This is a genomic window from Sulfurovum sp. bin170 (genome assembly GCF_010892395.1).
In the GTDB taxonomy this organism is placed as follows: Bacteria; Campylobacterota; Campylobacteria; order Campylobacterales; family Sulfurovaceae; genus UBA1140.
Genome location: NZ_JAACKB010000396.1, coordinates 1 through 7,879 on the forward strand (window position 1 = coordinate 1; position 7,879 = coordinate 7,879).

At 33.1% G+C, this 7,879-nt stretch carries 6 protein-coding genes; 5 read left to right on the forward strand and 1 reads right to left on the reverse strand.

The window, feature by feature from the left end; translation table 11 throughout:
- Positions 1 to 151 precede the first annotated feature (151 nt).
- The 5 genes from GSY74_RS09360 to GSY74_RS09380 all read left to right on the forward strand — a co-directional run bounded on the left by GSY74_RS09360 (position 152) and on the right by GSY74_RS09380 (position 6,278).
- Positions 152 to 1,903 (forward strand): L,D-transpeptidase family protein, encoded by a 1,752-nt coding sequence (locus GSY74_RS09360; RefSeq protein WP_164664837.1) that lies wholly within the window; start codon positions 152 to 154, stop codon positions 1,901 to 1,903.
- A gap of 74 nt (positions 1,904 to 1,977) precedes the next feature.
- On the forward strand, positions 1,978 to 3,789 hold the full coding sequence (locus GSY74_RS09365) for a murein L,D-transpeptidase (protein WP_164664838.1): 1,812 nt from the start codon (positions 1,978 to 1,980) through the stop codon (positions 3,787 to 3,789).
- A 115-nt stretch (positions 3,790 to 3,904) separates the two neighbouring features.
- A complete protein-coding gene (locus GSY74_RS09370; protein WP_164664839.1) occupies positions 3,905 to 4,333 on the forward strand; it encodes a tetratricopeptide repeat protein in 429 nt (142 codons plus the stop codon).
- Between the two features lie 43 nt (positions 4,334 to 4,376).
- Positions 4,377 to 5,456: a calcium:proton antiporter gene (locus GSY74_RS09375; RefSeq protein ID WP_164664840.1), complete on the forward strand. Its 1,080-nt coding sequence runs from the start codon at positions 4,377 to 4,379 to the stop codon at positions 5,454 to 5,456.
- Positions 5,457 to 5,501: 45 nt separating this feature from the next.
- Positions 5,502 to 6,278 carry a hypothetical protein gene (locus GSY74_RS09380; RefSeq protein ID WP_164664841.1) on the forward strand — a complete coding sequence of 259 codons (777 nt, stop codon included), beginning with the start codon at positions 5,502 to 5,504 and terminating at the stop codon, positions 6,276 to 6,278.
- A 316-nt stretch (positions 6,279 to 6,594) separates the two neighbouring features.
- Here the strand turns inward: GSY74_RS09380 and GSY74_RS09385 are convergent, their stop codons facing one another.
- Positions 6,595 to 7,188, reverse strand: a complete 594-nt coding sequence (locus GSY74_RS09385; RefSeq protein ID WP_164664842.1) for an FmdE family protein — start codon at positions 7,186 to 7,188, stop codon at positions 6,595 to 6,597.
- Between the last annotated feature and the right edge of the window lie 691 nt (positions 7,189 to 7,879).

Below are 7,879 nucleotides of genomic sequence, written 5' to 3' on the forward strand. Positions count from 1 at the left end.
ATATTTTTTGGATTTTCCCCTTTTTTTATCCAAAAAAAATTTATAGGTTGTTGGTAGTGCCAAATTTATTATAAAACAGACTGTTTTCAACACAAAAAAACATTGTCTTTAACTTTATTTTGATATACTCAAATTAAAAATTTGGAGAGTCGTGAAAACTTTGAAAAATATTCTATTTGTTATAATTACTATAATGTTGGCAGTTGTTATAGAAGCTATGACTGTAACCTCTATAAAAAAATTTGACTCAATTAATGACCCATTTGAGTTACTTAGCTCAAAAAGTGAATCGTATCACAAAGATGTTTCACTATCCGAGATAGAGTATGGCGAAAAAGTAACTAAAGGGTTACTAAAGCTTGTTGTTGATGATGAATCAACAACCTTTAAAAATATATCACACAAAGAGTTTATCCAAAATATTTATAGCAAAAATGGGTATATTCCACTTTGGTTTACAAGCCGAGGCCCAAAACATCAAGCTCTGGATGATTTTTTCAAAACTATAGGCTCTGATGCTATTTTGGATAAAAATGGAAATATCTTTAAGAGATACCAATATCTAAAAAATGCCTTTCAAGGAAATAACAATCGCACAATAGAGAAAGAGTTAATGTTAGATATTCAACTCTCCTCACTATATAAATCTTATCTAATATTTCATCTATATGGCTCGATACAGTGGTGGGATTTTAAAAACAAGCTAAAGTGGCTTCGTAGTAGAAAGATTGCTGCTGATTGGGTAACATATACTCCTAAACATAATATTGATGAACTTATACTAAGCTATCCTCTATCCAAGGTGGTTCAGGCTACAACCCCTAGTAGCTTTGGTTATAAAGAGATGCTAAATGAGCTAAGACGCTTAAAAAATATCCAACAGCAGGGTGGATGGAAAAAGATAGCAAATAGTTCACAACTTCGCTATGGAAAATCTGGTAAAGCTGTTGAGGGACTTATCAATAGATTGAGAAGCTCTGGCGACTACACCTGCTCTGTTGGAGATGGTGATAATAGTTATGGACCTTGTCTAAAAAAAGCTGTTAAAAGATTTCAGAAACGACATGGACTCTATCCCACTGGGAAGATAAACAACTATACTAGAAAAAAGATGAATATATCTGTTGATTGGAAGATTAAAAAGGTACTTCTGAACCTTGATAGGATTAAGAGGCTTCCTGACCAACCTGAAAATAGATACATCATGGTAAATATCCCTGATTTTCGTCTATACTATATGGAAAAAGGAAGAGAGAAGTTATCTATGCGTGTTATAGTTGGTGATGATGAGCATCATACTCCAATCTTCTCTAACAAAGTATCATTTATCGTTTTAAATCCTTATTGGATTATGCCTGATAGTATTGTCAGAGATGAGATGATACCTGAAATGTTGAAAAATCCAAATTTTTTAGAGGAGAGAGGATATGAGGTTCGAACCTCATACAACACAAGAAGAGCTCCCATAGATGCAACCAAAGTTGATTGGTCAAAAGTACTTAGATATAGACAGACTAAACGATATAAGTTTATGCAACCACCTGGACCTAGAAATGCTCTAGGTAAGATTAAATTTAAATTTCCAAATCAGTTTGCAGTATATCTTCATGATACACCAAACAAAAAACTTTTTAGAAAAGGTAGACGGGCTTTTTCACATGGATGCATAAGAATTGCTGAGCCAAATGCACTTCTCTCTACTTTTGCTCCACACGAGCGTTCTGTCAACTACAACCGCTCACAACGAATTTTGAGGGGAAAAAATAAAACTCAACTAAACCTATCAACTCCCGTACCTGTGCATATAGTATACCTCACCGCTTGGATAAATAGCGATGGTTTGCTTCACTATCGTAACGATGTTTATCACTATGATAGAAAACAGAAGCGTACTATACAATAATACTCTTCTCTAAGTTAATTTTTTCCTATTTTTAACTATACTTCAAATACATTAAGAAAATGGGATGGGAAAATATGAAAGTCAACAGACTACTAACAGCTACTGTTTTTTTCTCAATAATTTTATATGCAGAACCAATAAAACTAACTAATCCTTTTGATAGTTTAACTATAGAGAGAGAATCAAAAATTGATAACAATAGTAGTATTGCAGAGCAAAAATTAGAAGATGAAAATAACAGTACTATCAGACTACAAAAATTAAAATCAGAACTGAAAAACAGACTTACTAGCAAAAATTTTATATTTAAAGGCATTAGGCATAAAAAATTTCTAAAACGATTTTATCGTCAAAACTCTTATACACCACTATGGATTACAGATAACGGGTTTAATGGAAAATACTCTTCACTCTTTAGTGAAATAGAGAGTGATATAACTCTAAATTCAAACAGTAAAATATACAAAGAGTATAACTATCTAACTAAATATATAAAAGAGAAAAAAGAGGATAGACTCCATATAGAACTTAAACTTACAGAGCTCTATTTGGATTTTTTAAAACATACACTATATGGTGATATTCACTGGAAAAACTTCTCTAGAAAACTCAAAGCGATGAGAAAAAAAGGAGTAGCCGCAAGATGGCTTAGATACAGCCCACAATATAATCTCTCTGAACTACTACTGCAACCAGATATAAGCGAAACTATGGAGGAGATTACACCCAAAAGATTTGGATATACTGGTCTTCTTAAGGCATTGATAAAACTTAGAACGATAAAAGAGGATGGTGGGTGGGAGACTCTACCTGATTTTAAAAAATTAGAACTTGGAGATAGTGGTCTTAATGTTTTGAAGTTAAGAGAGCGACTAACCGCTTCTAAAGATTTAGTCGTATGTCAAATTCCTTTAGAGAAACTTTTTGAGTCAGAATCAACAGAGACAGAGGGAGTAGAGTCAAAGGTCAAAATTCAACCTCAAGCTCAATTTGATATATGCCTGGAAGATGCTGTCAAAAAATTTCAAAAAAGACATGGTTTAGTCGAGGACGGAATTGTGGGTAAAGGAACACGAAGAGTTCTTAATCATTCAGTTGAATCAAAAATTGAGACTGTTCTCCTTAATCTAAACCGTATTAAATGGCTACCTAGAGATGAAGATGAACGCTACTTGATAGCTAATATACCTGAATATATGCTTCACTATATAGAGGGAGGTATAGAGAAAAAAAAGCTAAAAATTATTGTAGGAGATAGAAAACACCATACACCGATTTTCACTGAAAAAATCTCTTATATTGTTTTGAACCCTTACTGGAAAGTTCCTGAAGGTATAGTCAAACGCGAAATTATTCCAGCGATGATTAGAAACCCAAACTATTTAAGAAAAGAGGGTTTAGAGATACACACAACTTGGTATGAACGATCTCCAAAAATCAATCCATATAACCTCTATTGGCCAGAGTATGGGTATGGATATGAGTTTGGTAGAGTAAAATTTCCTTATCGTATTATGCAACCACCTGGACCTAAAAATGCACTAGGTAAGATAAAGTTTAAATTTCCAAATAGATTTGATGTCTATCTTCATGATACACCATCAAGAGGTCTATTTAAAAAGACTCATAGAGCCTTTTCCCATGGTTGTGTTAGACTTGATGAACCACACTCTCTTCTGGAGACATTTGCTTTATTTAACGATAGTATAAATATGAAAAAATCCAACACTATCCTAAAAGGAAAAAGAAAAGTACAACTAAATATCAAAAATAAAATACCTATTTATCTTATCTATCTTACAGCTGGTTATAATATAGAGAGTGATGAACTAGAGTTTCGAAATGATATATATAGATATGATAAGATGCAAAAGAGTAGTAAATAGTAGAAAAGTATACGATTAATAGATGAAAAAAAGCTAAATTTTCAATTTTAATATTTTTATTTAAGATTATTTTAATATAATATCTTAACAGAATTTACTTTTGAAAGGATAGCAGATGAAACAACTTATTACAATTTTTATAATACTAAATATACATCTACTAAATGCAAAAACATCTATACATCATGAACCAATGCAACAGAGATTTTTAAATCTCTTATCAGCAGCCCAAAAAGGAGAACATCCTAAGGTTCTATATGATTTAGCAACTATATATAGAGATGGAAGAGTCACAAAAATCAACCATAAAAAAGCTTTTCACCTATATCATAAATCTGCTCTTAAAAAATTTCCCCCTTCTCAATATCAGTTGGGTATGGCATTTAGACATGGTATAGGGGTCAAAATAAATCATGAGAGAGCAAGATACTGGCTAAGAAAGGCCGCTAGAAACCAACATAAAGATGCAAATATTATTTTTAAACTATACTACTCTAAAAAACGAGCGATAAAACAGCATCCTTTTACAAACTATCAAAAATAAATTTGGTATAATTCCTTTAATATTGAAATTGAAGGAATAAATTTTGTTAAAAGATATCTCTAAAGAGTATGCTCTCTTTGTCACACTTATATCATTGGTTCTATTTACCATATACGAACATACATTAGCACACACGAATATGGGTAACATTGTTGGATTCTCAATACTCTTTGCCATTATAATCTACGCTTCACTCTCGGTGGCTCATCATGCAGAGATGTTAGCAGAGAAGTTTGGAGAACCTTATGGTACGCTTATCTTGACCATGAGTGCAGTGACTGTTGAGGTGATGATTATCGCTATTATGATGTTACAATCAGAGAATCCTACTCTAGCACGAGATACTATCTACTCTGCCATTATGCTAGATATTAATGGTCTACTAGGAGTAGCGGCTATTATAGGTGGTCTGAAATTTGGAGAACAGCCATATAATGTTGATTCATCAAACTCCTATCTATCAATGTTACTAGTAGCCATCGGTCTCTCAATGGTACTTCCTCACTTTATAGGCGAGGAACATCTCTCTATCTTTATGCTGTTTACAGTAGTTGTTTTTATACTCCTATATCTAGTATTTACAAAAATACAACTCAATAATCATAAATACTTTTTTGAATATAAAGGAGAGGATGATGAGTGTGAGAGTGGTGCTTGTCATACTCACAGAGAGATAAACGCTTGGTATCATGCCATTTTATTAGTCGTTTATATTTTGATGATAGGTTTTTTATCAGAGATACTTTCGGTATTTATGGGGAATAATCTACAAGAGTTAGGACTACCTTTAACACTTGGTGCTGTTGGTGTAGCTGTCATCTCAGCCTCTCCTGAACTAATCGTTGCTTTTCGTGCAGCTCTGGACAATCGAATGCAGACAGTTATCAATATCGCATTAGGAGCCTCACTAGCTACCATACTACTCACAGTTCCTGCAGTAATCATCATCTCTATGATAGCAGGAGTAGATATAGAGTTAGCCATAACACCAGTACAGGGGCTTATGCTTGGGTTAACCCTGCTTGTTAGTATGGTTAACTTTAATGATGGTGAGACAAATATGCTTGAAGGATTTTTACACTTTATTCTATTTATTGTTTTTGCGTTTGTACTCTTTGTTTAAAAAAGATATATTATAATATAGATAAAATTTCAGAAGGAGTGAATTATGAATAAAGTATGGATAGTTATACCACTTCTACTACTATTTAGTGGATGTGGTGGAAGTAGTTCAAGTAGCACAGGGGTAAAGATTGATACCTCAGAGTATTTTCCAGATATAACAACTAAGGAGTATACTCAACTAGTAAAATCCGTAAATGATAATAGAAGAGTACTTCTAGACTTTAGCGAAAATATATCACTAGAACAAAATCTGATTACGATAAAAGTAGACGATGAAATCACGACAATCTCTACTATACATAAAGATAATATTACTATTCAAGAGTTTGGAGATAAAAACAGAACAATAACTATGGAGAGAGAGGTCAGTATAGGAGATAAAGTTTTTGAAAATATTCAAGAGAATTTAATAAAGAATCTAACACTAGATGTTACGATATACGGAAATAAGAGTATATCAATAAAAGAGAGTTGTATACTAGAGAGCAAGATAAATGAGTTTAAGTTTGACACATATCATGAATACTATAATGATGATGAAAATCATGATATCATCAAGCTAAAATGTACTACACTAAAAACAGAAATCACAACAATTGACCCCCAATATGTAGGTGACGTATCTGCCAAAGATGGGATCATAGAGTTCAAACCCAATATTTCATACAGATATTTACAAAAAGGTATAGGTACTATAGCGATAATTGATGATGACTGTATTATAGAGAAATCACCCGAAGTTATTATAGATGATACCGCTAATCCAAAAGATTGCATTGGTGAACAGTATAACTATCTATTGTATCATCCAGAATATTAATAAAACTTCCACGATTAGGTAGGCATAAAGCACCATACGCGTCAACCTAAGCCATAATTTATATGAATCAAAAATTTATTTTCTTCAAAAAAATGGCAGTCTGTAGGTCGGGTTGCCCTCATCCCGACATAGATAATCATAAAATAAAAGCTCAATAGCACAAAAAATATCGGTATATAAAATGAATATTTATTGAACAATAGAATATTTATTTATGCCAATTTGTGTCGGGATGAGGGCAACCCGACCTACGCCGTTTCCAATATGATTTTATATATAAGCCTTAGGTTGACGCATATGGGCATAAAGCACCACCTTATATAAGAGTAATTACCTCATCCACATTGGCAAAAATAGCTTCAACTCTCTCTTGCCAAAGCTCACCAAATCTCTTTTTCTCTTCAGGGGTTGCAACACCTTGCATAATCTTCTGCATAAGAGGTTGCATCTCTGGTCTTGCTGGTATGGAGTGTGGATTATAACTTACAGAGACCGTAGCACCTGTATCAACTCTACTGAACTTAACACTTGAATCTATATCTTGGTTAAAAAACATCAAATCTCTTCGGTCAAAATTACCACCTATCCCCTGAAAGCCATAATCAGTAGTAGCACCTGTAATATTAGATATAACAGCTCCAATAACACCTGCTACACCCTCCGTCTGATTCTGGGCAAACTCCACCTTGATAGCACCTCTCTGCGCTATCTCATCTGGATAGAGTGCTTTTAGCCCTTCAAGTGTACAGAGATATGCACCTGCAACAGTAGGACAACTATGTCCTGCACTCTTAACAACATCTAGGTAACTAAACTCCATAATACCTTTTTCAAAAGTTCCTAAAAAACCTGATAGTGAGTCTTGTAGCTCTATGGTTGGTATAGCATCAAAAAAACTTGGGTAGTTCATATAAATCCTTATTAATTAATAACGGTTTATACCAAAATAAAAGAAATGTTAGATTAAATCTATGGAGGATTAAGTTTGCGTCTCTCTATTAGGAAAGATATAAGTTGAAGCTTGATTACAAAGGAGGAGGTATATCAAGGGGTATATATTTATACTTCAACTTATTTTGGAAAGGTATGATTTCCAAAGAGGATTCAGTAAAGGAGGTTTCTAAATCCACATCTTTCATATTGATATTATAGGGGTTATTTGTCAATGGATGGATAACCAAAAAACAATGATAGGTTAATGATGGGTGGGTTTATATATTTCAATGTGATATTTTAGCATAAAAGTGATATAAGCATTCATTGCGTAAATGATTAATAAAATACAACTTATACAGTATAGATAGTTTCAAACCCTTATATGTCAGGGAATAATTTTTGCCATATTCTTAACCATTGGATTATTTGCAGGGTTTCAAACCCTTATATGTCAGGGAATAATCATTGTCATCTCAATAACTTCATCATCTGTAAAATCGTTTCAAACCCTTATATGTCAGGGAATAATAGATTTATAAATAGAGAGGAAGAATTATGCAAAAGTTTCAAACCCTTATATGTCAGGGAATAATACGCAATGCCAATGAATTAGCGAGGCTGAAGCCATCGGTTCCTTATATGCAATCTGCATTTTCGGAATCGGC